The sequence below is a fragment of the Methylobacterium sp. SyP6R genome, from assembly GCF_019216885.1.
Classification (GTDB): domain Bacteria; phylum Pseudomonadota; class Alphaproteobacteria; order Rhizobiales; family Beijerinckiaceae; genus Methylobacterium.
In genome coordinates, this window is record NZ_JAAQRC020000001.1 from 1,365,356 (window position 1) to 1,390,713 (window position 25,358).

Consider the following 25,358-nt stretch of genomic DNA (forward strand, 5'->3'; position numbering starts at 1 on the left):
CCGGCGTGTCACCCCCTGCACACCAGGGCTAAATCAACAATACCCCCTTACGACTGCGACCAGCGGGCACGACAGGTAGGCTGGGCAGGTGGACCTGCCTCCCCAACGACCGCCTCTACGACCAGCCCGACCTATACAGCCGCCGTGGACGCCTACCCACGGCACCCCACACGAACGGCGCTCCCGCCGACCTCAGCACTTCAACGCGCAAAATGACCGCAGGCCGAGGAAAATTCCCCATATCGTCACCTTGAAGCGTGAGAAATCCCTCTAATCATCTGGAAAAACAGAGTTTTTCGGCGCGCGAGATCGCTTCGCCTCACACTTTCATAAAGTGTGAGATCGGCATGCAACCCAAGATTTTACTTATCTGATATTATTAATCTTCAAGTTGATTAATCAGCTTGAACCTTCGATAATCTTCTATGGTCTGCTCACGCGCTAGAACGCGACGAGCCTCTCGGATCTCGGCATATGACATCGGAGGGGACTGTCGCGTCACGTAAGCTGCAAACTCAGCACCGTACAGCCTCCAAACATCGAACCGTCCCGCCTCGAACGAAGACTGGAAGGGTTCATTCTCCGGATTCCAGTTAGACGGAGGCAATATGCATTTCAAATCACCAATATAGATAGTTCTTCTCTCTTGATCACTCTCGGCCGCTAACTTAAGGGCCTTTTGACCCCCGGGACTTCCGGACCGGCGGGACGTCTCTCCAAGCAATTCGGAATGACCGATCCGCTTCTTCAGGGGGACCGTGCCAGGGTTCCTCCACTTAAACGCAATCAGGTCACCTAACATAACAGCTTGCCTGTCCTCCGAATTGCGACTCCTGACGATGCAAGCGTCCTGATCGTAGCCTTTCATCTGATAGTGGAACCCCATCCAGTGACGCATAAGGCTTGACTTGCCGCCTCGGCTAACCGCGACCGCCTTCGGCACATAGGATCTGAGTCTGTTCTGAACCCAGGTCCGCTGCGCCCACTCGCGAAAATTCTTGCGATGGGTTGGCTGCTCCTCGGCATCCGCAGGGATATGCACCTGCAAGTGCGTATGTAGGCTTCCGTCAGCACCAGCCTCGTGGACGTAGAAATATGCACGCGGGATCTCGTAATCCTTCAGCCAAGCATCAAGACACATCTGGAATGCACGAAAGCCGGCCTTGACGGCATTCGTGTCGTGACATCCGAGCAGGCCCCATTGGATCGTAATAGATACATCGCAGAGTAGGTTGTTTTCGACTGCGAACTCTGCGGCAGCATAATGCGAGGCAAATTCCTGTGCACCAATGAGAGATGGCCTCGGTCCAACTAGATCGACATAGAACGGCTTTACAGCTCGACCGCGCAACTTCCTGACAAAGCAGGAGGGACGACGCTCCTGTTGACTATTTATATTCTTGATATCAGCCTCATACAGCTCTTCAGGACTTCTCCCGTAAACACCTGCCAACAACCGGCTTTCATAACTATTGCCGGTGAAGCTGTAAGCGTGGTTTGGCGAGGGGCCGCCAGCATGTAGAACCGCAGCATCATGAGATGCGCGATCAATGAAGTCGCCTGGATTGACGTGCCTGTTTGCTCTTCGAGCCATCAACCTCATCCTACCCTAATCATGCGGCCACTCGACATCTTTATTCAGCACTGAGCAGAATCGCCATGCTCAACCAACCCTCGCCCCGAGAATCGTTTCGACGTCCCCTGTAGTGTCGTTCAAGAACCCTGGTGCCACATCACAGAAATTCGCCCACGCCTCCATCAGCTGCCGGCGCTTCTCCAGCGCGTCACCGCGTCGGTAGGCCCGTTCGACCGCGTCACCGACAAGATGCGCCAACGCGGCTTCCGCCACCTCCCGGGGAAACGGCGTCTCCTCACCCGCCCAGTCCCGAAACGCCGACCGGAACCCGTGCGGCGTGTCCGTCCGCTTCGCTCGCCGCATCACCATCTCCAGCGCCATCACCGACAGCCCCTTGCCCGGACGTTGACCGGGAAACACGAATGGATTGTCGGCCAGGCCGAGGGCCTGCATCTCCGAGAGGATGGCGAGGGCTCGGTCGCTGAGCGGCACTCGGTGCTCTCGCCCAGCCTTCATCCGTGCGGCTGGCACGATCCACACCCGCGCCTTCCAGTCCACCTCCGACCATTGCGCACCCAAGGTCTCGCCGGACCGGGCAGCCGTTAGGATCGTGAACTCCAGCGCACGCGCGGCGATGCCGACCGAACCCCGAAGCTGCTGCACGAAGGCCGGCACGTCCGCGTAGGCCATTGCCTTGTGATGCCCGCGGCTGAGCTTCGTCCGCTTCGGCAGCAGCAGGTCGAGGTGCCCCCGCCACCGCGCGGGGTTCTCGCCCGCCCGCAACCCCTGCGCCTTGGCCGCGTCCAGCACGCGCTCAATCCGCCCGCGCAAACGCGAGGCCGTCTCCGGCTTCTGCAGCCAGATCGGCTTCAGCACGCGCACGACGTCATCGGTGCTGATGCCGTCAACGGGACGGTCGCGCAGCAGCGCCGCGTACTCCCGAAGCGTCATCTGCCACTGGGCGACGTGCTTCTCGTTGCGCCACTGCGCCTTCATCGCCTCCACGAACGCATCGGCCACGACGCCGAAGGTCGGCACTGCGGCCTCAGCCTGCCGGATCGCAAGTGGATCCGTCCCCTGCGCGACGAGGTCACGGGCCCGTGCCGCCGCCTCGCGAGCCCGCGCCAACGGCACGTCGCGGGGCGTACCAAGACCCATCTCGCGCAGCCGTCCCTGCCAGCGGAAAAGGAACACCCAGCGTCGCCGCTGTCCGTCCTTCGAGATCGACAGATAGAGGCCGCCACCGTCGGCATGCCGACCGGGCTCCTCAAGGGTCGCGACCTTGCGAGCGCTGAGCCGGTTCAACTGCCGCGTCGTCATCCGCTTCACCCCATGCACTACCGGCCGGCCCCAACATGGGCCCCAACTCGTGACGAGGATTCTACCGGATGCCCACGGACGCCGCCAGACATACCAGCGATTAAAAGCCTTTTTTATCAAATTGATATGCAGACCAAGGGGGAAACCCGCGGATGCCTGCGGACGTGGATACGGCGGACACCCCTTCCGCCAAATGCCTCCGATAAGCCATTGTCCTGCATGGTTTTTCTGGCAGAGAAGGTATTGTCACCCCTCATAGCAGCCCACATTCGGTCTCGGCTTGTACTGGCCCTCAGTGGATGTGATCGGACAAGCTGCTGCAGTCACCCGGATGCCACAACAATCCGCACCGTCTCGGCGGCCTGTGTAGGCCATCGCGACACGATCTGAAGTGTCACGCAGGGCCACTTAGCTTCAGGGCACCAGACTACGGATCCGGGGGTCAGAGGTTCGAATCTATTCGGGCGCGCCACTCAACTTCCTCGCAGCACTGGTCTTTTCCTGCCGCGGGCTGGCGGCCTGCGCTCTGGTTTGCAGCCGGTTTGCAAACTGCGTCTGCGGCGACTTTTCCCAGTTTGCAATGGCCGGATCGGCCAGCGCCCGGGTGCGTGCCAGGTAGCGATCGAGGATCACCGTCACCGTCTTGAGCGAGTGGCCGAGACGCCGATGGTGTCCGGGCTGCGCAGCTCTTCGGCGCTCGCTCCGGCCATGGCTTCCGTCACGATCTGGCCCAGCCTGGCGTTGCCGGGCTCGGCATAGCCGCGAATGATGAAGATGCTGCGCGCGAGTTCCGCATAGCGGTTCGCGACCCTGGTCCGTTGTTCGCCCCCTGAAACAGCCGTCTGCATCGACGATCTCGCGTCAATATGAGTGATACTATGCGTGATTGATCTCGAACTCTGGTTGAGAACCGCCGAATTCATGCTGTTTTAAGGTCTTTCCCGGACAAAACGTCAGAGTGTCCAGACCAGGCGGCCTTTTGGGGCAGCCGGCAGGAGGCAGGGTGGTCGAGCGCAGTAGATCTGTGACCGAACCCCATGGTGCGACCGGCAATAGGCTGGCCAGCTATGTGAGCGACGAGCTCGATGGCCGGGCCGCCGATCTCGACTTCGCCCGCATGAACGCCGAAGAGAAACGGCTCCGCCTGATCGCCAAGTCCAGCGTCCTGCAGATGACCGCCAGCACCATGGTCGATCCGGCCTGGCTGGCACGGCTAGCCCGCCCGGGCGCGAAGCCTGAATGATCCGACAAACTGCACCGGCGCGCCGCCCCGGGCAGGGGAGTGCGTGTCCTGGCGGACCAGGCTCTCAGGCTAACGCCCAGCGCCGTCTTGCGTCGCCGCCCTGCCGGGTGACGTCCTGGTGTGCAAGCCGCGTCGCCGCGGCCGGCGCGAGCTCCTCGAACAGCAGCAGCTGGGCGAAGCTCTCGCGGGCAAAAGCGGTGCGTAGGACGGCGATCGTAGCGGCTGTGCTTAGCCACGGCCGCCTCCGCTTCAAAGCCCACCGAACGGGGCCCAAGAAAAAATGGTCGTCGCGCTCCGATCTCGAACGGTTCAGCGGGAATGAGAGCTGCTCTTGAAGCTCTAGGGATTGCCCATATGAACGAAGGCGAGACACCCGGCATTCGCCATTGTAAAGTTGATTTGTTTTTCCGATGCCCGTTCTGCCGGTTGGAGCATGACATGCCTGTGTGGAACAATTGCACAATGAGTTCCTACTATGATGATGGCTTGATTGAGGAGCAATGCGTCGTAAAGATCGAAGGCAGCTCGATTATAATCGAATATATGAATGGAAAAAATCGTTATTCGTTTGTAGGGGTGGAGCAAACCGACGGGCACTATAAATTAACAGCACAGACTCACAAAGGTCGGGCTACGCTTCACCGCTTTCCGAATGATCAGTTTCTAGAAGGCTGGTGGCACGAAGACGGTAGAGTAGGAATGTGGCGCATTCAGCTAGACGATTGAATACCGATTAGGTCATCGGAATTTTGATTATAGTCGACTGGGACGCCTTTTTCAAGGAAGAACACGCTGCCGCGCATGTAAAGGAGCGCCTCCTCTCGGCCGTGCCGCATCGCCGTGCCGCGAAGGGGCAGTTAATTGCCGTCCCGTTGTTGAAACCTAATGCCAATGACGTTCTACAGCATGCAGGCGCATTTTAAGTAGAAATTTTATCGACGAATAATAACAAAATTATCTACATTGATTTTTCTACATTTTTGTGCAATATTGCTGTTATCGAAAGCTGTTCAGTGCAACGCACTGGCGCTGATCGATGTTAGCCAAGGAGATCTGCGATGCACCAGCGACCCTCTTTCTCCGCCCGGCGTCAATCGCCGCCGCCCGGCCAGCCTGCCCTCCACGTCAGCATCTTCGCCAAGGCCCCCGCTCCGGGGGCCTTCTTCGTTTCAGGAGCACGCTGATGAGTGGCAAAGCTGCTCTGCAACTCGTCGCCGAAGTGCCGCTGCGGCCCATGACACCGGCGCTCGTCCTGTTCGGGCGTGATGACGCCGGCCGGCCCCGCGCCGCCTGGTTCGATGCCAGCGAAGCCAAGCTCGCGGCGCAAGCGGCCGAGGTGATGAACCTCCGGGTGGTACAGCTCGCCGACGACGAGCAGCGCGCCTTCGCCGATCAGCTCACCCATGGCCGGCTGTTCGGCAGCGGCCGCGCCTTCATCCCCTACATCCGGCGCGAGCTCTTCCCCCGCCTCCTCGAACTCGCCGGCGTTCAGGTGGATCCAGACGGCACGGACCAGGCCCCTGCCGCCGAGGATGGCCCGCCCGCGGCAACGCAAGAGCCGGGGAGGGGAACGCTGCCCCGCACGACGACGGCAGCCCCTCTGCCGCCCGCTTCGCCCGGACCCTTCGTCGGGCACAAGCTGCCCCGCGACCGGGATGAGATCGGGCTGGGCAGCATCGTGCTCGCTCATGAGGGGGCCGACGAGGGCTGGTGGGAGGCGGAGGTGATCGGGATCAACGGCACCGTCCACTCGCTGCGCTGGCGCGACTACCCGACCGAGCCCACCATCCTGCGCCGCGCCGACGAACTCGCGCTGCTGCCGCCCGGCAAAGCTTAGCGGTTCCGCGCCCCCGCCCGAGCCACAAAGGCTGGCTCGGGCGCCCAGTGGCAGGCCGCATCGTGCCGCCGCCTACCTCCCTTTCGATATTCGAGGCTCTCATGCTGACCACCGTCCTCGACGTGGATCGCACCCGCGCGCTCAACGACATCCTCCGCCGCTCCCTCTCGGGCGGCTTACTGATGCTGACCGCTGGCGTCATCGCCCTCGGCCGCGAGCGCCAGCAGATCATTCTCGACGCCATCGCCGCCTACGACGACTTCACGCCCGACAACGATCCCCGCGGCGAACACGACTTCGGTGCACTCGAGGTCGCGGGCGAGCGAGTGTTCTTCAAGATCGACTACTACAACCGCGCGATGACGGGGCACTCCCCGGATCCGGCCGACAGCAGCATCACGACGCGAATGCTGACCGTCATGCTCGCCGGGGAGTACTGACGTGGCCGGACGCAGACTGGCGGCCTCAATCATCCCCACCCCCGGGCCGTGGCTGGCGCGCGGCGAGGCCGAACCGGGAGCATCGCCCGCGCAAACTATGCTCGGGGTCGAGCCAGCGGCCGAGGATCGCACGGGTGGCTGGCCCTACTTCATTCGGCGGGATGCACCCGTCGAGCCCGGTGGCTGCCCGCTGCACATCGCCACCGGCATTCAGCGGCTCGCCGACGCTCAGCTCCTGGCCGCCGCCCCAGACCTCGCGGAACGGCTACTCGCGCTGCTCACCGCGCCGGCACTCCGATCGCGCGACCTCGACGCCCGGACCCGCACGGCGATCGACGCAGCTTGGGCCCTCCTCATCCGAGTCGCCCCGCAGCTGGAGATCGGCGCGTGAGGCGTCCGACGCGCCCGGCGCAACCAGCCTCCCCAACCCGGTGTCGAGGTTCACCCGGACTTCGCGCGCCGCCCCGCCCGCAACGGCATCGGTGGCTCGGCCCCGGCTTCGGGTTCGATGAACAGAGCTGCAACCGGCACGGCGAGGGCGACCGCCATCGCCTCCAGCGTCGAGATCGTCACGTTCTCCGAGCCGCGCTCGACCCGCCCGACATAGGCACGGTCGATGCCGGCCGCGAGCGCCAACCGCTCCTGCGAGAGGCCCTTGGCGACGCGCAGCCGCCGCAGATTCCAGCCGATGAGTGCTCGCACCTCCATGGCGCGAGAGAGCCAGTCCGCGGCTTGACAATCGACGGACCAACAGTCCCACATTCCTTCTATCAAAGGGCTCGGCCGCAGGCCGTCGGCCCGTTCCATGGAACCTCTGTCATGCTGCTGTCCGCCTCCGGAGCCTATTTCCTCGTCGCCTTGATCGCCGCCGCGGTGAGCTATGTCGTGGCTCATCGAAAGGGCCTCAACGCCGTCGGCTGGGCGTGGGCCTCGCTGTTGTTGCTCGTCCCTGCAGCGATTTTGCCGTTCGTACCCTCACGACAGAGGCTGGAGCGGTCGAGTGGTGTTCCGGACGAGACTTGGCAGGCCCTCCTTGCCTACGATCCCGACATCAAGGCGGCCGCGGCGCAGCTCGCTCCCTACGGCGCGCCTGCCCTCGATGAACTGCGGCGGGCCTGGGCGGCGGTCCCCGATAAAGGGGCGTTGCCGGCGATGGTTTCGGCCATTGAGGCGCGATGGTCGGGCTACATGGCCGCGGGTCTGGTGCACGTCGAAACCCAGGACGGGGTTGCGGTGCTGCGGGACGCAGCGGGGCGTTATCACGTCGGGGAGCGTCAGACCGGTGACCTCCGCACGGCGCGCCTCATCGCCTCGGCCAGCGCGCGGCGGGCGCGCACGTCCTCGGTGGCTGGCATCGTCGTTGGAGTAGCCGTTCTGGCCGCCGCAGTGACCGGTGCTGGCCCGGCGAGCGCCCAACCCGGCGCGACCGGGATGACGCTGCCGAACTGCGAGACCTACGATCGCGAACGCCCTCGTGGCGGCACGCGGGAGCAGCTGTCCGATCTGTTCGGCCTGTCGGTCTACCGGTGGGGTGACGCAGAGTACGGCCGCTATCGGGCCTTCCTGCTCGACTGCAAGCGCACGCTTCCGGGCTTCCGCCAGGATATGACACTGCGCGATTGGGCAACTGCCGTCGAGAGCAGCGTCGCGACCCTTAAGGCCTACACCGGCTACGTGAACCGGTTCGGCGAGCCGATGGGCCGACAGAGCGGGTCTCGGCCCCGCCTGGGCGAGCCGGACTACACGCGCGCTTTCGAGATCGTGTCCTGCGACCGCTTCACCGAGGCGACGGTCAACGCGTGGACGCGCGGCGGCCCGCCCGACGCATCGGCGGCCGCACCGTTTTCGGTGCCACTGGCGGCATGGCGCTACGAGGTCTGGCGCGCCTTCGAGAACCGCGTGCTGGCCTGCGGCAAGCGGTCCGGCTCGCCGGTCGAAGCCGACGAGAGCTGGATGCGCGTCATCGTCTCCCAGCAGGAGACCGGGAATGCTGCTGCGATCCGGCAGGCGCAGCAGGAGGAGGCCGCGGGCGCAGCACGGCTTGCCGGCATTCTAAGCCGGGCCGCCGAGGCCGAAAGCTCAACCTCGGCCGACGACATCGCTGGCAAGCTCAAAGCCGTCGATGCTCTCGCGGCGGGGCTGAAGCTCGCCCCCGCCGACGCCGCGCAGGTTGCGGCGGCACGAGCGCAGATCGACGCGCGTCTACGGGCAGCCCGAGCGGCCGAAGCCGAAGCCTGGGAGCGGGATCGCCCGGCGCGAGAGGCGCGGGCCCAGCAGCAAGAGGACGAACTGGCGGGCCTGCAACGTCAGAACCGCGAGCGTGACGCGGAAGCTGCGGCCGAGCGTGAGCAGGCTACCCGGATCGAGGCGGAACGGCAGGCTGGGGCTCGGGCGCAAGCCGAGCGGCAGGCGGCGGAGGCTGCGGCCCAACGGCAACGCGACGCAGCTCAGCGCGCCGTCAACCGGGAGGAGCGGGAACGAGCAGCCGCCGAGACCTTGGCCCGCCTCCGGCGCGAGGAGGAATCGGCGCTGGCGCGTGATCCGTGCAACCGGGTCGAAGTGCGCCGGCAGTTGATGGAGGCCGCCAATGCCACGGACCGCGCACGCTTCGGGGAGCGCAAGCTGCTCGATTTGACGCGTGGGCTTACGAATTCTGGGCAGCCTGATGCAGTACGTTCGTGCGTGTTCGAGGCCGAGTGGTCCTCGGGCCAGCGTGGGCTGGTGACGATCACGGTGCGCAAGAACTCATTCGGTGACGACCTGATCGAGGTGCGTCCGTGAATAAGGTCGCCAGAGTACCCGGAACAGCTGATGTAAAGTGTCGGAGCCAACGAACATGTTAGCCCTGCGCTCCGTCAAGGACGCAGGGCTATGACGCCGAAGGGCTCGTGCGCAGGGCTCAGGAAGGGGCAGCGGAAGGCGGCGCAGTAGCTGGCCCGCTTGGGGCAATCGTCGGCGGTGCAGTCGGAGCGGCAAGGCTAGTCGGATCTGCGTGAGGTGGTGCTCATCGTGCTCGGCAAGCCGTTCGACCGACGGAAAATGGAGGCGACGCTTCGGCGGTTTGCCGAATAGTTCATGCAAGTATCGTTGGCGCGTGATGTGGGACCGTCCGCGGCGAGCCTCCCCTCCCCAAAGATGGGGAGGGGCGATAGTGTCCATCCATGCGGCCGGATGTTATAGCTTACCGAGTGAACCAGACTTTATCAGTGCAGGGCCGAACGCGCCATCATCGCCTGAATCTCGGCCTCCTCACGATCCGAGAGGTAGTTGCGGTAGTGCCAGTCGATTGCCGTCTCACTGTGCATCTGCAGCTTCTTGGCTGCCACCGTCCAGCCGTTGAGGACCTCCTTGCCGATCCACCCCTCGAAGTCGTCCGGGTGCACGCGCTCGTTCTCGGCCCTCTCCAGATAGACGCTGTAGTCCCAGCAGAGGTTGTCCTGCACCGCGGTAACCGGCTTGGCATTGCGCGCGAGCTGCATGTGGGCCACCACCAAGACCCCGCTCGGGGGTCGCACGCCATCGCTGGCCGGCTTGACCTTGGACGATGCTCCACGTTGCGCCCCGGCCTTGCCGTAGAAGCCGTAGAGCAGGTTATAGGCGCTGGTTACCGTGTGCACCGTCGGCATCGGGACGATCTTGAGCTCCTCGCGCAGTTTGGGCAGGTCAGCGCATCCGCCTCGCGCCTTTGCCCGCTCGAAGTTCTCCACCATCCGGCAGACGCGTGAGATGGCTTCGAGGCTGTTTCCGATAACTTCGAGCTCGCCGTTGGCGACGTGCCAAGTTAGCTGCCCACGCGCCGACACCAACTCATAGACCTTGTGCTTCTCGCAGTGATAGCAGGCGCCGAGCATCTTCTGGCTCCGGGCAATACCCGCCAGCGTTGATATATCTCCGGCATATTTTGTATTTTTCACGTCTTCACCTCTTGAATTTCGAATGGCAGATATTCAGCTAAGCCGAAGCAGGTTGGCATCGACCGACAGCAGACCAGCCATTCGAGTTATGCGGGGCCTGATCAAGTTCTGGTCATCACCATGCGCGCTCGCTCCGGCGACGCCCTTGAAGACGACCTCGGTCAGAGTAGGCCGCCCGAAGGGTCCGAAATACCCGCATCGCCGATCTTCGCGCATCGATTTTAGCGTCGGCGCAGCGGGCTCTGTGCGTATAGCCAACAGCTTTACCGGCGGTCCGACGTCGAACATGATACTCCAATTTGCATTGCGTTCGCCGATGGTGCTGCTGATTATTTCAGGGGCTGGCGGTATCGCGGGTTACGGCGGCAGCCCGATGTGTGACCACTCGCTTATCGCTGCTCTTGTCATTCTCCTCCCCTCGTGGTTCTGATTGATTCGTGGAGTTAAAGAAGCGGCGGCGGGCAACGGCTGTGCAGGACAAGTATCTTTGGCCGCCGAAGTGTACGCTGTCGTTCTACCGGCGTGGGGCCGCTCTCGGGAGCTTTACCAACCGACGGCTGGATCTAAGCGACACCCTGATGCTTCAGCACAATGCGAGTCAGTTGACGGTGGAATTTGGAGTGCTGACAGAAAGTCCTCGTTGGCTCTGCTGGGACGAGGAAAACTTGGCCAGAATCGAGGGCTTGATCCGCCACGACTTGGGCTTCGACGGTTACGGGGTCACCATTCGGCGATGCGCAGGATACGTCGGGATGCCCTGCGATCTGGAGTTTCGGTGGAAGCTCCGGATCCGACCGCGGTAGGCGTGTTCCGTCCTCGTGTTGGCAGCGACGTCGGTCAAGTGCGCCGTCGCGGGCGTATGAATTCCATCGACCCGTGGACCGTTTCCTTCCCAACGGGCGTGCGATCATGAGAGACATCGTGCAGGTCGAGGAGTCGGCAATGAGTTCCGCAGAGTCTAGTCTTGGCACGATCATCACGCCGTTGCGCCTCTCCGGCACGCCGGCCACCACGCTCCATGGTTGGCTGCCGCTGGTGGACGCCCTCAACACGCTCGGCCATCATGATCACCCGGGCCTTTGGGGATACATGCCCGGCTGGGCGGCCATGCCGTTCCGATGGTCTCGCAAGGAGCGACGGCATGTCCGCCACGATTTGCGATTGATGGGCATTCGAGCCAGGCTTCGACGTATTCCCGTCGACCTCGCACTCACGCAAGCCGAACGGCGGGTTTGCACGCGTTTGTACAAGGCGGTGCGCACGACACTGCGCGAGGCTTTCTAGACGGGCCGGCTCGCCGCGCACGCTGTGCATCACGCTACGGGCGTGCGCAGCCCGATGCTGGCTCCAGGGGTTTGGCTGAAGCAAGCCCGGCCGATCTTCTACACTGGCCGCACCGTGATCCGCGAACCCGGGCTGCCGGACCAGCTCGCCGACGTGGTGATCGAGAGGGCCGCCTTCGAACGCTGGATGGACGCCCGCCGGAAGGAAGGGGGGAAGACTGCGAGCGAGGCCATGTTGCACCAGGCGGGCGAGCTCATCCGCGCACACGAGCGTGCGCACGATTACGGCATTATACCAACGGCCCTAAACTTTGACCTTCGCCCAGTCGCGCGCTGTGATTGAGGTCACGAGGTCCGGGTTGTTGGCGAAGAAGTTCCAGGCGTCGCAGCAAGCCTCGACGATCTGCCTGTAGTCACGGAACACCCGATTGGCGAGCTTGTTCTGGCGCACGTATTGCCAGACCAGTTCCATCGGGTTCAGCTCCGGCGAGGACGCCGGCAGATGCAACAGCGTGATGTTGTCCGGCACCGCCAGGCCACGCGGTCGGCGTGTCTTGGCGGTGCCGTGATAGCCGGCCCCGTCCAGCACCAGGATCGCGTGTGCGCCCTCGGCCACCTGCTTGCTGATCTCGGCCAAGTGCAGCGACATCATCGCGGTGTTGACCGTCGGCAGCACCAAGGCCGCGCTGGTCGCGCGCGCCGGGCAGGCCGCGCCGAACACGTACGCCCACTTGTAGCGTTGGTCGCGGGGCGCCCGCGGGCGCGTGCCCTTGCGCGCCCAGACCCGCGTCAGCGTGCCCTGCTGGCCGACGCGCGCCTCGTCCTGAAACCAGATCTCGAGCGGCTTGGCGCGGACGGGTTCGGGCAGGACCTCTGCCACGCGCGCGGCGAAGTTTTTTTAAATGCTTCCTGGATCTCCTCGTCGGCCTTGGGATGCTGCGGGCGCACCGAAAGCCGCACGAAGCCAAGCTCCGCCAGGTGCTTGCCAACGGTGCGCTCGTGCATCTCGACCCCGAACAGATCCTTGATCCGCGCCTGAAGGTCGACCCGGCGCCAGCGCACCACGCCATCGGTGTCGACGTCCGGCCCCGCCTCGACCAGCGCGGCCAACTGCTGCTTCTGGTCGGTCGTCAGCTTGGCGGCCCGGCCTGGCGCCTTGCGGTCGCTCAGACCTTCAAGCCCCTCGGCGTTGTAGCGGTGGACCCAATCGCGCAGGGTCTGGCGGTCCATGCCGCAGGAGCGGGCCGCCGTGGTGCGATCGGCACCCTCCAGCACCAGCGCGAGCGCCAGCATGCGACGCGCCGCCGGAATGCTCGGCGCCTTGGACGATGCTGCGCGCAACGCCTCAGCGCTCAGATCCGTGCGGGTGATGGCGATCCCGGTCATGGCACGCTCTCCTGATCCGTGAACCGAATCAGAACTGGAACCCGCGCGCAACACGCCGAGTCAGCCTCACCGGCCGTTGGTATTACTCGTGACGAAGCTTTGGATCTGGTGACCAGCGTAGCGCAGCGGCATGGCCGTGATGTGAGCGAACGACAGTTCAAGAAGCTGGTGTGGGCGCCGCGCAAAGCGAAAGCGGGCCGCCGGACGAAGGCTCAGAAAGAGCGGTTCACACAGCACCGCGGCGACTTATCCGACCACATAGCGGCGCTGTTTGCAGGTTCGGCGGGACCGTGAGGCCGGTGAGATGCGAGCGACCACCCGGATATCCAGCCCACGCAGCGCAGGAAGATTCCGCTCCGATTGCTGGAAAGCGCAATGATAGCAGCCACATAAATCCGCGCAGGTAATCGCAGCGGAGATTGGCCCAGCGCGGCTATTAGCCCATAGACAACCCGGTAAATGGAACGGCTTCGCCCACAGCAGCGAGGCCGCCCGTGCCCCCCAACCAAGCGACCGATCCCCCCGATGCCGCCCGTGAGCAACTAGCCGCGCTCGGGCTCGATAACTTCGAGACCGCAGCCGCGGTCGCTCAGCGCCAGCAGGCGATGGTCCGGGCTCTGGCCCGCACCAATGCCCCACGCGGCTTGATCCGTGAGCTCGGCCGGTGCAACCCCGACACCTGTGGCCCACGCCGCTGCCGCGACGGTTGCCACGAAGCCCAAGCGCGACTGCGCGCCGCGCTGATCCCGCAGGCCGACCTGCTGGTGCGCGCCCAGCCCGGGCCGCTGCGGGCCGTGACCCTCGTCCACCCGCTTTGGGAGGTGGCCGACGCGGCAGGCCCTGGGGCGATCTCGATCTCGGCGGTCAAGCAGCACGTGAGCATATTCATCGCAGGTCGCGGCCAGTCGAAGGGGCTGACGGCTTGTCGTTCGTGGTTCCGGCGGAACGCTCCCCGGCTCCGTTTTTGGTCTTCGGCGCTTCCTCAACCCGGTAGCTAAGCCAAACCATACCGCCCCTCTGGGGTTTCGGTCGCGAAATGCCGGAGCGCTTGACCTACGCCCGGCCGCTCGTCCGCATCGCCCTGGTAACAGAAGAAGCTCTCGACGCCGGTGAGGCCATCGACAGCCGGGTGGATGAGCACGCTGATCTCGTCGATCAGGCCCGCCTTCAGGAAGGCACCGTTGATGGCCGCGCTCCCTCCTCGTGTACCACCTCTACTATCCGAGCCGGCGCCGGCAACCGGCGGCATTCGAGGTGCTGGTCGAGGCCCTGCGCCACCGGGACTGAGACCGCTACCAAGCCGCTGGCGCTCAAGCAGCCGGGAGAGACCCGCGCCGCCCGAGCGGCTGCCCGTCCCGGAGCACCGCCATGGCCTCGTTGGCGGCCCGTTGCCCGCTATCGTGGGCCCCGTGAGCGGTCGTGAAGTCGAAGGGGTGTGTCGCCTCGCCTGCGAAGAACAGCCGGTCCTCGAAGGGGCGGGCCAGCCGCGCCCGCGCTTGGGATTGCCCCGGCAGGGCGCAACTGTAGGCACCGCCGATGGACGCCGTCCGGCTCCAAGCCGTGGCCGCGAGCGGGCGGATGGCCGAGGCCACGTCGCTCCCGAACAGGGCGACCAGTTCGGCCGAGGCGTGGGCGAAGCCGGCGGCCGGACCTTCCTCCTCCAGAATGCGGGCCCCTTCGCTGCCGAGGAACGCCTCGATGACCGGCCAGCCGTTGGGCCGGATCGAGTAGGCGGCTGACCGGGCGTCGCGCAGGTTGCCATAGGCGTGCGAGACCGGCTCGAACGCGGCGTCGCGCCTGATCTCCAGGAAGACCTTCTCGTTGCGGCCGAGCGGCAGGGCGGCGGCCGCCTCGCGCCAGGGCTCGGTTCCCGCGGGCAGGCGGATGGCATCGCCGGCCAGAACCGCGGTCGAGACTGTGAGGATGGCGGCCCTGGCGCGGACGGTACCGACGCGCGTCAAGACGGCGACGCCGTCCGCCATCAGGTCGACCCGCTCAACGGGGGTCGCCAGGCGCAGCGTCACCGAGGGCGGGAGGCTGGCAGCGACCAGGGTACCGTAGCCGAGTGGCAGGTTCCAGTTCCGACCCGTGGAAGCATCGTCGTAGGCGATGTAGTCGTGGCCGAGATCCTCTCGGGCGCGACCCCGCTCATGAAGCCGGCGATAGTCCGCACGTAAGCGTCCCACTCACCCTCGGGCTCCAGGGCATCGCTCGCGCGGTCGCTGCCCTGCGCGATCACCCGGAGCCGCTCCTCCCAATCGCCGAACGCCTTCTGGGCCACCTCTTCGTCGTCCTGGCCCCAGGCGATGCCAGGATGCGCCTTCGCCCATGGCGGGTCGCTTCGGTCGACCGGGAAGCCGGACGCCTCGGCGATACCGACCCAGGCGTTGCGGTCGCCCGAATGGAGCCACTCGCAGCCGAGGTCGAGCGGATACCCGCCGAGATCCTGCGTAAAGGCGCGACCGCCAAGGCGAACCGACGCCTCAAGTAGCAGCACCGCCTTACCCTTCGCGGCCAGCCGCCGCGCGGCGCCGATGCCGGCAGCGCCTCCTCCTACGATGATGACGTCAAACTCGCTGCCCATGGGGCCGTAGGTGAGGTCGGCCGGCAATTGGGGCAAGCGTCGGCGGTCTTCGGGCGTCGTCCCTAGCCGGGGCGGGCACCGGCCATATCGGCAACTGCCGCTCCGCCAGCACCTCCGGGAAGGCCACGATGCCTGCCTTCGTGGTCGCGCGGTCCGCCGACAGATGAGAAAGCGGCAGGCGAACTGGTGACCCCTTGCGGACATTCGCTTTCAGATTGGGAACGTCCGGTGTTCATTTTTACCAGACATTCATTTGCGCATAAAAATATTCAATGAAATAATTATGTATATTTCAAACAGATTTGGCAGATAAAATCAATTTAATAGGATCATTATACGATATATTAGCGCCACGTATCAGTTGTATGATTTCGATATCTTAAATTATGTTCGAAGCAATATATATTTTTATACTGATAATAAGAGTCTATAGAAGCGACAACGAACATACGCTCACTGCCACAATGCATCTACGAGTTGTCTGCCGACGTGAAGTCCATCAGCATCAATCCAGAATTCCCGGATGGTGTCGTCGTGCGGTCCGATCCTCTTCTTGATCACCGACACCGCCCTGCGCAAGTGCCCATCCGCCTCGAAGAACCGAAACAAAAGTAGGGTGTCAGCAAGGTAGGTAGGATCAATCGCGGCCGAAATCTGTCCCACCAAGCCGTGCTGGACCAACACGAGTAGCGTCGTCACCCTCTGCTGGTTCAGGTAGGTCAGGATCTCGTGCATATGAGGCAGTAGGTACTGCTCGTCCGGCATCGCGTTCTGATAGCCGGTGAGCGAGTCGATCAGCACGAGCCGCACGCCCTCGCGCTCGACAGCGTCGCTCACCATGGCGGCGAGCTCGCCCGGCGAAACCTCCGCCGGGTCGATCTGCTCGACCCGCAGGCGCCCCTCCGCGACCGCATCCGCGATGTCCATACCGAGACCGGCAGCCCGGCGCATCAGGATCCCTGTCGGCTCGTCGAAGCTCAGGATGAGCCCGCGCTCGCCCCGCGCCAGCGCCGCCGTCAGATAGGCGAGCGCGGTCGAGGACTTGCCGACGCCGGAGGGGCCGAGAAGCATCGTACTGGTGCCTCGGTCGAGTCCGCCGCCGAGCATCGCGTCGAGGGCGCTATTACCGCTGCTGAGGCGGTCGACCTCATAGGGATGGCCGTGCTCGGCCGCGACCAAGCGCGGGAACACCGAGAGGCCGCCGCGACGGATGACGAAGTCGTGGTAGCCGCCGCGGATATGCGTACCGCGCATCTTGATCACCCGCAGGCGCCGGCGCTCGCCGCCATAGAGGGGGACAAGCTGTTCGAGCTGGATCACCGCGTGGCAGAGATTGTGCAAGTTGAGGTCGTCCTGGTCGACGGTGAGGTCGTCGAGGAGGAGCGCGGTGGTGTCGTGGATGAGGAGATAGCTGCGCAAAGCCAGCACTTGGCGGCGGTAGCGTAGGGAGCTCTGCGAGAGCAGGCGGATCTCCGACAGGCTGTCGAACACCACCCGTTGCGGCTTGATCCGGTCGATCTCCGCGATGGCGAGCCGCACGGTCTCGCCGAGCTCGAGGTCGGAGGAATGGACGAGGCTCTGCTGCTGGCGCGGGTCGAGGCTGAGCTCGGGCGGCACCAGCTCGAAGATCTCGATGCCGTCGAGCGACCAGCCGTGGCGGGAGGCGACGGAGGCGAGCTCGCGCCGGCTCTCCGAGAGGGTGATGTAGAGGCAGCGCTCGCCGAGCCGCGCCCCGTCGCGGAGGAATTGCAGCGCGAGCGTGGTCTTGCCTGAGCCCGGCCGCCCCTCGACCAGGTGGGCACGGTTGGCCGCGAAGCCGCCCCCCAGAATGGTGTCGAGGCCGAGTGCCCCTGTTGCGACAGGGGAGGCATCGACGCGCTGAGTGGGCATGGGAATACTTTCAGAGCATGGTGAGCTTCACCACGGCGCTTGCAGGGTAGAAGGACAAATATGCCATCTATTTTTCAGGATATGTTAAATTGCTTATCCGGTGCCGTCCAAAGGACGCTCCCGCGGCTGCCATGCAAATGGCTTTTTCCAGGATTTTTGCCTATGCTTATTTGTCGGAAGCCCAGCGTATGAGGGCATTTCCGTTAATTTTTCAATGCGCCGACGAAATTCTTCATTGGAAGGACTGCGCGCTGAACCAGTGATGAAATTCTTTGCCATGAAAATTTTCTCCCGATAAGTTATATATTATAAACGCTATGATCTACCGCATCGCCGGCTTGATTCACTAGAAAATAGAGGCAATCTCACTTTCTCTGACAGCGCGATCTCCCATACGAGATCGGATACGGTACGACGCCTCCCCACTCCGATCCTCTGGCATGAGCTGCACAATTTCGAAAGTATCTCCGCTGCTCGTCAACCTGTCGGAGAAGCCGCCTTGAACCATGCGGACTTGTTGGCGCAGTTTGAATTTATGGGACACGTGGCTTGATCCTTTATTCATGATCGGGAAGATCTGCTAGTTCCGCCAAAATGCATTGCAACCACATCTGAGCTTGCGCCTTGCGGGCATCTCGCGCGGCCTGCTGCTTGGCACACAGCTTAACTTTAGCGACTGCGGCATCGGCAGCACGCAGCATTTCCTCAGGCGCCGCAAGCTCGCGCTCACGCACTTGCTGGGCTTCTGCTCTAGCCTACTGGATAATCCGAGTTACTTTTCAAGCAGCTCGTTCTGTCTCTCGCTCGGTCAGACGAATAGCTCTCGCTGCGAAGATAGCCCGCCGTTCGGCTTGCCTGTCCGCAGAGGCCAGGTCGTTCTTGGCGCCCCCCGCCTGAAACCAGGCTTGCAAGGTCTGGCGTGCCGCGGAGGCGGAACCCAGCCTTTCACCCAGAGGCGCTTCATTGCATTTGCCCATGGCTCAGGCTCGGTTCCTGACGAGGGATCGGATTGGGGACAAAAACCGGTTTGAGGCGTGTCATACGGAATCCGGAAGATCACTTCCGGATTCCGTATCATCAGCCCGCGCGGCGCCTGAGCGAAGCCGCTTTCCGCATCGCGAAGCGATCAACCGGAAAGCGTATCAGTGCGGTTCGTGGACCGAGTGATCGCAGTAGGTGCGATCGGATAGTTGACGCCGCGACGCTGGTCGCCAACCTATTGCGAGTATCGATTGCCGAGAAGCGGCGACAGCTTGATTGCTACAACGCAAAGAACAAATTATAGATTTTCTCAAAGTTTACGCCGCTTTTTCGCTTAAAAAGCTACCGACACCTTAAATTTAAGCAATGAAAGTGAGGACAGATATGTCCTCACCCCAATGTAGTGAATTTTATGCCGACTGCAGATTGCCGGCAGACTGCTTGCCGCTGCGGCGATCGGTTTCCATTTCGTAGGAGAGTTTCTGTCCATCGGTAAGGGTCTGCATGCCAGCCCGCTCGACTGCTGAGATGTGGACAAAGACATCCTTGGTGCCATCATCCGGCTGAATGAAGCCGAAACCCTTTTGCACGTTGAACCATTTCACGGTGCCGATGCTCATCGTCATCTCCATATCTCCCAGGTGCATGCATGAACTCAGCGCGCCACAGCGTCGCTAAAGCTCCAACTATCGGCAGATCTGGAGAGAATAACAGAGCGGACGCCCGGGGTAAGCGGAACGAAAAGCCCGGCAATCCGGCCAATGATCAACTCGTCTCATATGGTTCGGATCAGGCGAATTAGCAAGGGCGCAGAGAAAAAACTTTTTGCGCGTTCGGTTTGTAATACGAAATCTTGCAAAGGTGGCCTCATCGCGCAGCTGTCCGCTTCGACATAAGATGCCAGGATTGTACCCTCTGCCTCGTCGGGCCTCTTCGCGCCGAGGCCGATCTCCCCGCCGATCGGTGTCGTCATACGAGCTCGGTAGCCTATCGAAAGCAAAGGGCTGCGTTGAATTGCGCTGTAACGTCATTGGTGAGGATTAGCCCAAATTTTACTACCTATCCTGGCGCGATCACGGAGCATTGACGATCATATGCCGATCGATATGTCGAGGCTGTAGCTCATTTTTGATCAAGAAGACGCCGGTGATGAGATCAGGCTGATCTTTTTTCAGACATGTTTGACTATTTTTGTTGCGTTGTCTAAGTACGGATTTACCGATGAGCCATGGCTTCATCCGATAGTTTGATTATTTTACGGTCTTTCACATAAAAATATAATACATCGGAAAATAATTGGATAGCGACCGTGGAGGCATCTCCGAAGGCTGGCACCGGATCGTCATTGGTGACGCCTTCAGCGTCTTTCGCCGCCAAGCACCAGCCGGAGCGAGCGGGCGAGTTCGTCGCGGCGATAGGGCTTGCTCAGCACCGGCAGCTCGCCGCGCCCGATGACCTGCCCCTCGTCGAGATTGGCGACATAGCCCGAAGTGAGCAGGACCTTGATGCCGGGACGGAGCCGTTGCGCCTCGACGGCGAGCTGCGAGCCGTTCATGCCGCCTGGCATCACCACGTCCGAGAACAGGATGTCGATGCGCTCCACCCCCCTGAGGTGCTCCAGCGCCTCCGCGGCGTTGCGTGCGACGACCACCCGGTACCGCAGCTCCTCGAGGCTCTCGACAGCCATGGCGAGCACTGGCTCGTCGTCCTCCACGAGCAGCACCGTCTCGCCCGCGCCGGCTCGGCGGAGCGGAAGGGCGCTGACCGGCCCGGTCCCAGGCTCCTCGCCGGCTGGATCGGTCGAGCGTGGGAAACACAGGCTGACCGTCGTGCCCCGCCCGACCTCGGACTCGATGCGTGCGAAGCCGTTGGCGCTGCGCGTGAAGCCGTAGACCTGGCTCAATCCCAACCCTGTTCCCTTGCCGACCTCCTTCGTGGTGAAGAAGGGCTCGAACACGCGCGGGAGCGCGTCGGACGGGATGCCGCTGCCGGTGTCCGTGACCGACACCGTCACGTAGGGACCGGGCGGCACCCCCTTGTCGGCGACGGCCGAGGTACCGAGGTGGATGTTCCGGCTCGTCACGGCGATGCGGGCGGGGCCGTCCCGTCCCTCCATCGCATCGCGCGCGTTGACGACGAGGTTGAGCACCGCCGCTTCGAATTGGGCCGGATCGATGCGGATCGGATCAATCGCGGGATCGAGGTCGAAGGCCAGCTCGACGGCTCCGCCGGCCGCCCGCTCGGCGAGTGGCTTGAAGTCCAGGAGCAGCCGGTTCGGGTTGAGCGTCTGCGGCCGCAGCATCTGGCGCCGGGAGAAGGCGAGAAGCTGCTGGGTCAGCTGCTCGCCGCGCCTTGCCGCGCCCATGGCCGCCTCGGCCAGGCGCTTCACGCGCTCGACCTGCTCGGGCCGACGCAGCATCATGTCGAGCCCGCCGACGATGACGGTGAGCAGGTTGTTGAAGTCGTGCGCCACGCCGCCGGTGAGCTGCCCGATCGCTTCCATTTTCTGGGCTTGGCGCAGAGCCTCCTCGGTGAAGCGCTGGTCGGTGCGGTCCATCAGGATGCCGGCGATCCGCGTCGCCGTATCGCCCTCGTCGCGGACTCGGCCCCTGAGCGCGATCCAGCGCACCTGTCCGTCGGCGCGCCGGATGCGGCACTCGAGGTCGAGCGTGCCGGTCTCGCGGGTCGCCGCGAAAGCGCGCTCGGCGATGTCGCGGTCCTCCTCGACGACGTGCGCGATCAGGCTCTCTCTGTCCCAGTGCGGGCCTGCCTCGCCGTACCCAAAGACGGCGTCGAAGCGGGGCGAGCGCCGCGCCGCGCCGGTGCGGTCATCGAGGTCCCAGGACGCCATGCCGGCGGCGTCGAGGGCGAAGGCGAGGGTCTCGTGAGCGGTCTCGACCTCCCGCGTGCGCTCGGCCACGCGCCGCTCGAGATCCTCGTTGGCGAGCCGGAGCTGCGCTTGAGCCCGCTCGCGCTCCAGGAGATGCTCACGAGCCTGGTACTGGCGGCGGCGCGCCCGAAGGGCGGAGGCCGCGGCGCTGACGAGCGTCTCGGCATTCACCGGGCGCTCGAGCAGCACGACATTGGCGAGCCGGGCGAGCCGCTGCGACGCACGCTCGGAGCGGCGGCCGGCCTGGCGGGTCGCCAGCACGATGAAGGGGAAATCCGACCAGGCCGGTTGCGCATCGAGCCACGCGAACAGGTCGGTGAGGTCACCTTCCAGCGCCTCCTCGGTGACGAGGGCGGCACCAGCGCCGTCCCGCAGGCCGTCGAGCCAGCCCGTCAGGTTGGGACAGGCTTGTGCGGGCGTGCCGGTCCCGGCGAGCACCTGCCCGATCACTGCGGCATCGCGCCCCCGCGGCGCCAGGATCAGGATGCGTTCCTCGTGCGCGACCGGCATGCTCACGCCTCGCCACCCGCCGGAGCCTGACCCGTCAGCATCGCCACCTTGCCCCGGTAGGCCGGCAAGCCCGTGAGCACCCCTTCGAAGTCCTCGAGCGCCTGGCCGACCTCGAGGCCGCCCTCGGATAGCTTCAGCTCGCGGATGGTGCGCTCATGCGCGTTGACCCGGCTCTTCATCACCGAGAGGGCGGTGCGAACCATGCCCTGAGCCTCGAAGAACCGGAACAGCAGGATGCCGTCGCTGAGATAGCTCAGGTCGACATCCGTCCGGACCTCGCCGACGACGCCGTGCTGGCCGAGGACCAGCAGGGTGGTGATGCCCTGCTGGTTGAAGTAGCTCAGCAACTCGTGCATCTGCAGGACCAGGAATTCCTCGCCCGGCATCGCGTGCAGGTAGGCGTTGAGGCTGTCGATGACGACGACCGACGACCCGCGCTTCTCGACCGCCTCCCTGGCCATGGTGGCGAACTCGCCCGGCGAAACCTCGGCGGGGTCGATCTGGGTGATGGTCAGCCGCCCGGATTCGACATGCGGTCTGAGATCCATGCCGAGCGTGGCCGCCCGGGTCATCAGGGTCGCGAGTCCCTCATCGAACAGGTAGTAGGTCGCCGTCTCGCCGCGCTCCAGCGCCGCTTTCATGCACCGGACCGCGGTCGTGGTCTTGCCGACGCCGGAGGGCCCAAGCAGGAGCATGTTGGTTCCGGGTACGAGGCCGCCACCGAGCAGCAGGTCGAGCTCGGCCGACCCGGTGGACTTGGCCACCGGGTCGAAGGCCGCGTGGTGCTCGGACGCGATCAGGCGCGGGAACACCCGGATGCCGCCGGTCTCCAGGGCGAAGTCGTGGTGGCCGCCGCTGAACTTGATGCCGCGCATCTTCACGATCCGCAGCCGTCGCCGCTCGGACCCGTATTCGCGCGCCATCTGGTCCAGGGAGATCACGCCGTGCGCGATGCTGTGCAGCTGGACATCCCCCGTCTCCGAGGTCTTGTCGTCGAGCAGCAGCACCGTGCAGGCGCGCTTGGCGAAGAACCGCTTGAGCGCCAGGATCTGACGCCGGTAGCGCAGCGGGTTCTGAGCGAGCAGGCGCAGCTCCGAGAGACTGTCGAACACGACCCTGTCGGGCTTCGTCTCGCCGACGCGGGCAATGACGTCCTTGACGGTCTCGCCGAGTTCGAGCTCGGAGGGATGCAGGATCGATTGCTCGCTGTCGGGATCGAGGCCCATCTCGTCGACGAGCTCGTAGAGGTCGATGCCGTCGAGCGACCATCCGTGCGTCGCGGCGGCGGCGCGGAGTTCGTCCGAGGTCTCGGACAGGGTGACGTAGAGCGCCCGTTCACCGCGGGCCGCCCCCTCGCGGAGGAACTGGAGCGCGATGGTGGTCTTGCCCGTGCCCGGGGTGCCCTCCAGCAGATAGAGCCGGCTCGGGGTCAGGCCGCCGCAGAGAACGTCGTCGAGACCGGGCACGCCGGTCGAGATCCGGGGCTCCTTGCCGGGCGTCCGGCGCGTTGCGGGTTCGGTCATCGCGGAGGGTCCAGGTTCCTTGGGGCCGGTGGAGACCGCCGCCCGGCACGGCGGCGGTCCTTCCGGTCCCTCGTGGGTGCTCGCGAACGGTATGTCGGGAGTACCGGAGGACGCGGCATACGCCGAGAGAGGGTGTCAGGATACATCCCTGGAGATTCCACGGACGACCGTCCGGCGGTCAGCTACCCGAGGTCCGGCCGTCCGCCGGTCCCCAGGTGACCTTGCCCGGCTCGTTCGCACGGCGACCGATACCGGTGGAAAAGCGAGCGTTCGAGTTCGTCCGACGATCATGCCGCGGAGATCCCGCGGGCCCTGACCTGCCGCCAAGCCGCTACGGCGGCTCGTCGGGCCTCGTACGCCATACGCTGCGGCGTCCCTGGCTCACCCCTGCCGAGGGGGCCGTAGCCGTGGAGCAGGACGCCGTCGGGCCCATGGAGCCGCTGCACCTCGGCCCGCCACGCGCGATCGGCGAGGGCCAGTCGGTGCTCGGTCTCCACCAGGCGCTGCGCGTTCATCGCGACGCTCGTTGCGGTCACTCCTGAGGCGGACACTCCCGAGGCGGTCATGGCGCCGCGAGCCGCTTGGTGTTCGCCGCCACGTGCTCGCGGTAGCGGGCGACCACCATCTCGGGCGACCCGCCGGACGAGAGCGTCACCATCGCCTCGCCGGCCGCCGAGACTTTCTCCGTCACCATGGACTGAGCCTCGGCCCACCCCTCGGGACCGCCCCAGGCCAGCCGGACCATTCGCAGCTCGACGACCTTCTGGGCTTCGATCGCGAGCATCATCGAGGACAGCAACAGGTTGATCATGTCTCGCTCCGCACCGCGGCAGATGCGGCACGGCGTCAACCCGCCGCGATGCAGGATTGATCCGGCCCCGAAACGCAGCGCAGACCTGCAAGCCGCCCCGTGACCAAGGGGCGACCTGCGCGAGCCCGCGAGCCGGGCCGGATCGTCTCATGTCGTGAGCGGCGTCGCCTCCTCGGTCGTCACCCGGAAATCCACGAGGGTGTTCGGCCCGAACGTGAGCGTCAGGGGCACGTCGGCGGCGTCGCGTCCGTAGGCGATCAGGATTCTGCCGATTCGCGGGCTGTTGTTGCGCGGATCGAAGGTGTGCCAGCGGCCGCCCAGGAAGACCTCCATCCAGGCCGCGAAATCTCCCGGAGCATGCGGCAACGGCAGACCGATGTCGCTGACGTAACCGGTGCAGTAGCGAGCCGGGATGTTGAGGCAGCGGCAGAACGCGATCGCGAGATGGGCGTAGTCGCGACAGACGCCGCGACGTTCCTCGAAGGCCTCCAGCGCCGTCCGGGTGGGCCGGGAATGCTCGTAGCCGAAGGTAATGCGATCGTGCACGTAGTCGCAGATCGCCTGCACCCGCGCCCATCCCGGCGCCATGGCGCCGAACAGGTCCCAGGCGGTCTGCGACAGGCGATCGGTCTCGCAGTACCGGCTCCCGAGCAGGTAGAGCAGCGTGTCGACGGGCAGGCTGCGCACCTCCTCCTGCCGTGCGACCGTGTCGGTCATGTCCCCGTTGCCGTGATCGCGGACGACCGTGTCGGTCTTGAGCGTGAAACGCCCGGCCGGCGCGACGAGCCGGTTGCACCAATTCCCGAACGTGTCCCGATAGCCTTCCAGGGGCACGGCCGGCACCGTCAGCAGATAATCCGGTCGCTCGAGATCGGAGAACCGCGACGCGTGGACGTTGAGCATCGTGACGACCGGCGTGTCCTGCACGAAGTCGTAGGTCATTTCACAGCCGACGTGGATGCGCATCGCGTGTCTCCGGGGGGACGGCAGGGTCGCGCTCTCCCTGAACGCGGGTCGGCTCGCGTCTCCGGTTCACGTGGCTGCACTCGAACGATCCATGACACGAATGAGCGATCTGTACAGCACGAACAAAGAGCGTTTCCGTTCGCCGGACCGGAACGCGATCATCGAAGCCACAACCGGCCCCCGTCAGGGCAGCGGCCGGTCGCT

General features: G+C 64.4%; 25 protein-coding genes and 1 pseudogene. 8 read left to right on the forward strand and 18 right to left on the reverse strand.

Annotated features, from left to right (window positions below):
* Positions 1-379 precede the first annotated feature (379 nt).
* From HBB12_RS06140 to HBB12_RS06155, 4 genes are all read right to left on the reverse strand, one after another.
* A complete protein-coding gene (locus HBB12_RS06140) occupies positions 380-1,594 on the reverse strand; it encodes a hypothetical protein (RefSeq protein WP_236988536.1) in 1,215 nt (404 codons plus the stop codon).
* Positions 1,595-1,663: 69 nt separating this feature from the next.
* Complete coding sequence (locus HBB12_RS06145) at positions 1,664-2,896, reverse strand: tyrosine-type recombinase/integrase (protein ID WP_236988537.1); 1,233 nt, start codon at positions 2,894-2,896, stop codon at positions 1,664-1,666.
* A gap of 456 nt (positions 2,897-3,352) precedes the next feature.
* Positions 3,353-3,529 (reverse strand): hypothetical protein, encoded by a 177-nt coding sequence (locus HBB12_RS06150; protein WP_236988538.1) that lies wholly within the window; start codon positions 3,527-3,529, stop codon positions 3,353-3,355.
* A 2-nt stretch (positions 3,530-3,531) separates the two neighbouring features.
* A complete protein-coding gene (locus tag HBB12_RS06155; RefSeq protein WP_236988539.1) occupies positions 3,532-3,744 on the reverse strand; it encodes a hypothetical protein in 213 nt (70 codons plus the stop codon).
* A 155-nt stretch (positions 3,745-3,899) separates the two neighbouring features.
* On the opposite strand from HBB12_RS06155, the gene HBB12_RS06160 reads away from it, so the two are divergent.
* The 5 genes from HBB12_RS06160 to HBB12_RS06180 all read left to right on the forward strand — a co-directional run bounded on the left by HBB12_RS06160 (position 3,900) and on the right by HBB12_RS06180 (position 6,807).
* The gene (locus HBB12_RS06160) at positions 3,900-4,139 is read left to right on the forward strand and encodes a hypothetical protein (RefSeq protein ID WP_236988540.1); all 240 of its coding nucleotides are present in this window, start codon (positions 3,900-3,902) and stop codon (positions 4,137-4,139) included.
* A 354-nt stretch (positions 4,140-4,493) separates the two neighbouring features.
* Positions 4,494-4,865: a hypothetical protein gene (locus HBB12_RS06165; RefSeq protein ID WP_236988541.1), complete on the forward strand. Its 372-nt coding sequence runs from the start codon at positions 4,494-4,496 to the stop codon at positions 4,863-4,865.
* A gap of 457 nt (positions 4,866-5,322) precedes the next feature.
* Complete coding sequence (locus tag HBB12_RS06170; RefSeq protein ID WP_236988542.1) at positions 5,323-5,976, forward strand: hypothetical protein; 654 nt, start codon at positions 5,323-5,325, stop codon at positions 5,974-5,976.
* Between the two features lie 104 nt (positions 5,977-6,080).
* On the forward strand, positions 6,081-6,416 hold the full coding sequence (locus HBB12_RS06175; protein ID WP_236992679.1) for a DUF3768 domain-containing protein: 336 nt from the start codon (positions 6,081-6,083) through the stop codon (positions 6,414-6,416).
* A 1-nt stretch (position 6,417) separates the two neighbouring features.
* On the forward strand, positions 6,418-6,807 hold the full coding sequence (locus HBB12_RS06180) for an XkdD/Y8K6 family phage-associated protein (protein WP_236988543.1): 390 nt from the start codon (positions 6,418-6,420) through the stop codon (positions 6,805-6,807).
* Between the two features lie 50 nt (positions 6,808-6,857).
* Here HBB12_RS06180 and relB read toward each other — a convergent pair whose 3' ends face one another.
* Complete coding sequence (relB, locus tag HBB12_RS06185) at positions 6,858-7,124, reverse strand: type II toxin-antitoxin system RelB family anti-toxin (RefSeq protein ID WP_091887011.1); 267 nt, start codon at positions 7,122-7,124, stop codon at positions 6,858-6,860.
* A 111-nt stretch (positions 7,125-7,235) separates the two neighbouring features.
* Between relB and HBB12_RS06190 the strand changes: the two genes are divergently transcribed.
* The gene (locus HBB12_RS06190; protein WP_236988544.1) at positions 7,236-9,197 is read left to right on the forward strand and encodes a hypothetical protein; all 1,962 of its coding nucleotides are present in this window, start codon (positions 7,236-7,238) and stop codon (positions 9,195-9,197) included.
* A 422-nt stretch (positions 9,198-9,619) separates the two neighbouring features.
* Here HBB12_RS06190 and HBB12_RS06195 read toward each other — a convergent pair whose 3' ends face one another.
* Positions 9,620-10,267 (reverse strand): hypothetical protein, encoded by a 648-nt coding sequence (locus HBB12_RS06195; protein ID WP_236988545.1) that lies wholly within the window; start codon positions 10,265-10,267, stop codon positions 9,620-9,622.
* Positions 10,268-11,239: 972 nt separating this feature from the next.
* On the opposite strand from HBB12_RS06195, the gene HBB12_RS06200 reads away from it, so the two are divergent.
* Positions 11,240-11,614, forward strand: coding sequence for a hypothetical protein (locus tag HBB12_RS06200; RefSeq protein ID WP_236988546.1), 375 nt, complete (start codon positions 11,240-11,242; stop codon positions 11,612-11,614).
* A 303-nt stretch (positions 11,615-11,917) separates the two neighbouring features.
* On the opposite strand, the gene HBB12_RS06205 is transcribed toward HBB12_RS06200, so the two are convergent.
* Positions 11,918-12,999, reverse strand: a protein-coding gene (locus tag HBB12_RS06205; protein WP_236987631.1) for an IS630 family transposase whose coding sequence is annotated in 2 segments (ribosomal slippage) — positions 11,918-12,513 and positions 12,513-12,999 — 1,083 coding nt in all. Because the reading frame shifts where the segments join, the coding sequence is not laid out codon by codon here.
* 494 nt (positions 13,000-13,493) lie between these two features.
* Here HBB12_RS06205 and HBB12_RS06210 point away from each other — a divergent pair.
* Positions 13,494-13,997 carry a hypothetical protein gene (locus tag HBB12_RS06210; RefSeq protein WP_236988547.1) on the forward strand — a complete coding sequence of 168 codons (504 nt, stop codon included), beginning with the start codon at positions 13,494-13,496 and terminating at the stop codon, positions 13,995-13,997.
* On the opposite strand, the gene HBB12_RS06215 is transcribed toward HBB12_RS06210, so the two are convergent.
* The 11 genes and pseudogenes from HBB12_RS06215 to HBB12_RS06265 form a co-directional block, all read right to left on the reverse strand.
* The gene (locus HBB12_RS06215; protein WP_236988548.1) at positions 13,994-14,248 is read right to left on the reverse strand and encodes a hypothetical protein; all 255 of its coding nucleotides are present in this window, start codon (positions 14,246-14,248) and stop codon (positions 13,994-13,996) included. The two genes, HBB12_RS06210 and HBB12_RS06215, sit on opposite strands and share 4 nt — an antisense overlap.
* 61 nt (positions 14,249-14,309) lie before the next feature.
* Positions 14,310-15,583, reverse strand: a pseudogene (locus HBB12_RS06220) (flavin monoamine oxidase family protein).
* 453 nt (positions 15,584-16,036) lie between these two features.
* The gene (locus HBB12_RS06225) at positions 16,037-17,473 is read right to left on the reverse strand and encodes an ATPase domain-containing protein (protein ID WP_236988549.1); all 1,437 of its coding nucleotides are present in this window, start codon (positions 17,471-17,473) and stop codon (positions 16,037-16,039) included.
* A gap of 93 nt (positions 17,474-17,566) precedes the next feature.
* Positions 17,567-17,752 (reverse strand): hypothetical protein, encoded by a 186-nt coding sequence (locus HBB12_RS06230; RefSeq protein ID WP_236988550.1) that lies wholly within the window; start codon positions 17,750-17,752, stop codon positions 17,567-17,569.
* A gap of 278 nt (positions 17,753-18,030) precedes the next feature.
* Positions 18,031-18,207: a hypothetical protein gene (locus tag HBB12_RS06240; protein ID WP_167858512.1), complete on the reverse strand. Its 177-nt coding sequence runs from the start codon at positions 18,205-18,207 to the stop codon at positions 18,031-18,033.
* A 45-nt stretch (positions 18,208-18,252) separates the two neighbouring features.
* The gene (locus HBB12_RS34445; RefSeq protein WP_355291264.1) at positions 18,253-18,450 is read right to left on the reverse strand and encodes a DUF6481 family protein; all 198 of its coding nucleotides are present in this window, start codon (positions 18,448-18,450) and stop codon (positions 18,253-18,255) included.
* 414 nt (positions 18,451-18,864) lie between these two features.
* Positions 18,865-19,074, reverse strand: a complete 210-nt coding sequence (locus HBB12_RS06245) for a cold-shock protein (RefSeq protein ID WP_135414733.1) — start codon at positions 19,072-19,074, stop codon at positions 18,865-18,867.
* A 737-nt stretch (positions 19,075-19,811) separates the two neighbouring features.
* Positions 19,812-21,854, reverse strand: a complete 2,043-nt coding sequence (locus HBB12_RS06250; RefSeq protein ID WP_205820884.1) for an ATP-binding protein — start codon at positions 21,852-21,854, stop codon at positions 19,812-19,814.
* 2 nt (positions 21,855-21,856) lie between these two features.
* Entirely contained in the window at positions 21,857-23,377 is a 1,521-nt protein-coding gene (locus tag HBB12_RS06255) for an ATPase domain-containing protein (protein WP_135414731.1), read from the reverse strand.
* 562 nt (positions 23,378-23,939) lie between these two features.
* Positions 23,940-24,188: a hypothetical protein gene (locus HBB12_RS06260; protein WP_048435260.1), complete on the reverse strand. Its 249-nt coding sequence runs from the start codon at positions 24,186-24,188 to the stop codon at positions 23,940-23,942.
* A gap of 147 nt (positions 24,189-24,335) precedes the next feature.
* The gene (locus HBB12_RS06265) at positions 24,336-25,154 is read right to left on the reverse strand and encodes a transglutaminase-like domain-containing protein (RefSeq protein WP_236988552.1); all 819 of its coding nucleotides are present in this window, start codon (positions 25,152-25,154) and stop codon (positions 24,336-24,338) included.
* Positions 25,155-25,358: the final 204 nt, after the last annotated feature.

Bases quoted from the DNA above. Each gene is read 5' to 3' on its own strand.
- HBB12_RS06245 (WP_135414733.1), bottom strand. From the start codon at position 19,074: ATGAGCATCGGCACCGTGAAATGGTTCAACGTGCAAAAGGGTTTCGGC.
- HBB12_RS06225 (WP_236988549.1), bottom strand. From the start codon at position 17,473: ATGCCCACTCAGCGCGTCGATGCCTCCCCTGTCGCAACAGGGGCACTC.
- HBB12_RS06155 (WP_236988539.1), bottom strand. From the start codon at position 3,744: ATGCAGACGGCTGTTTCAGGGGGCGAACAACGGACCAGGGTCGCGAAC.
- HBB12_RS06255 (WP_135414731.1), bottom strand. From the start codon at position 23,377: ATGACCGAACCCGCAACGCGCCGGACGCCCGGCAAGGAGCCCCGGATC.
- HBB12_RS06265 (WP_236988552.1), bottom strand. From the start codon at position 25,154: ATGCGCATCCACGTCGGCTGTGAAATGACCTACGACTTCGTGCAGGAC.
- HBB12_RS06190 (WP_236988544.1), top strand. From the start codon at position 7,236: ATGCTGCTGTCCGCCTCCGGAGCCTATTTCCTCGTCGCCTTGATCGCC.
- relB (WP_091887011.1), bottom strand. From the start codon at position 7,124: ATGGAGGTGCGAGCACTCATCGGCTGGAATCTGCGGCGGCTGCGCGTC.
- HBB12_RS06140 (WP_236988536.1), bottom strand. From the start codon at position 1,594: ATGGCTCGAAGAGCAAACAGGCACGTCAATCCAGGCGACTTCATTGAT.
- HBB12_RS06215 (WP_236988548.1), bottom strand. From the start codon at position 14,248: ATGCCGCCGGTTGCCGGCGCCGGCTCGGATAGTAGAGGTGGTACACGA.
- HBB12_RS34445 (WP_355291264.1), bottom strand. From the start codon at position 18,450: ATGGGCAAATGCAATGAAGCGCCTCTGGGTGAAAGGCTGGGTTCCGCC.
- HBB12_RS06230 (WP_236988550.1), bottom strand. From the start codon at position 17,752: ATGGCAAAGAATTTCATCACTGGTTCAGCGCGCAGTCCTTCCAATGAA.
- HBB12_RS06260 (WP_048435260.1), bottom strand. From the start codon at position 24,188: ATGATCAACCTGTTGCTGTCCTCGATGATGCTCGCGATCGAAGCCCAG.
- HBB12_RS06165 (WP_236988541.1), top strand. From the start codon at position 4,494: ATGAACGAAGGCGAGACACCCGGCATTCGCCATTGTAAAGTTGATTTG.
- HBB12_RS06200 (WP_236988546.1), top strand. From the start codon at position 11,240: ATGAGAGACATCGTGCAGGTCGAGGAGTCGGCAATGAGTTCCGCAGAG.
- HBB12_RS06195 (WP_236988545.1), bottom strand. From the start codon at position 10,267: ATGCTCGGCGCCTGCTATCACTGCGAGAAGCACAAGGTCTATGAGTTG.
- HBB12_RS06170 (WP_236988542.1), top strand. From the start codon at position 5,323: ATGAGTGGCAAAGCTGCTCTGCAACTCGTCGCCGAAGTGCCGCTGCGG.
- HBB12_RS06250 (WP_205820884.1), bottom strand. From the start codon at position 21,854: ATGCCGGTCGCGCACGAGGAACGCATCCTGATCCTGGCGCCGCGGGGG.
- HBB12_RS06145 (WP_236988537.1), bottom strand. From the start codon at position 2,896: ATGACGACGCGGCAGTTGAACCGGCTCAGCGCTCGCAAGGTCGCGACC.